Annotated in this window: 1 pseudogene; it reads left to right on the top strand. The window is 48.6% G+C overall.

Annotated features, from left to right (window positions below):
- Positions 1-907 (top strand): annotated as a pseudogene (locus R7R24_RS25430) (M48 family metalloprotease); the annotation flags it as partial.

The raw sequence follows: 907 nt of genomic DNA, 5'->3' as shown, positions 1-907 counted from the left end.
TGCTTGGTGCTGGGTTGGTTAGGAACCTTGTTCGGCAACATGATCAAAGCAGCGATTTCGCGCCAACGCGAGTTTTTAGCTGACGCCAGTGCCGTGCAGTTCACTCGCAACGATCAAGGGATTGCGGGAGCGTTAAAGAAGATTGGCAGTAACGTTCAAGGCTCTACTTTAAACACGAAAGCCAGTGATGAAATGAGCCACATGATGTTTGGACAGAGTAAATTGTCCGGTTTCTCTAGTTTGTTCGCGACACACCCACCATTGGACGAAAGAATTCGAAGAATCGAACCCAATTGGGACGGAAGCTACGCTCAACATTCTCATGCTCAAAACACGGCGTTTGATAACGAACAAGTCAGTGGCTTTGCCGTAGGTGGCGGCTCTCCTGCTTCGCAATCTGCCTCACCATCGGAGCAATTGAGTGAGACAGGCCAACAGTTGATCAGTCAATTACCACCAGAGTTAGTTGATATCGCACGTGAACCATATAGCGCCCGATTTGTCGCATTCGCCCTCATTTTTGATGGCAGCGATATTCAGCGCGAAATGATTAAGTCGTACGTTCCACTCGCATCGCAATCTACATTGCTTCCCTGGTTAGATTCCGACTTACCACTTCATCTGCGTGTCCCGGTACTCGAACTCGCTCTGCCGGCACTTAAATCGCTGAGTGAAGCCCAGAAAATCAGCTTATGTAAAGTGCTACGTGAGCTCTCAGAGACGGATAATCAATACTCGCTAGCCGAATGGTGTGTCATCAACTGACTAGAAAAGCAGCTACTCGCCTCTTTTGGATTCATCAAACAACACAAGACGTTGAAGCAATTAGAGGAAAGTGTGTTTTGGCTATTGCGAGAACTGGCATGGGTCAGCCACTCTCAAGCAGACAAAGCTCAGCGCGCCTACC

The sequence above is a fragment of the Vibrio sp. 704 genome, from assembly GCF_033339295.1.
The sequence above is the reverse complement of the archived record's forward strand: the minus strand, read 5'-3'. Positions and strand labels throughout refer to the sequence as shown.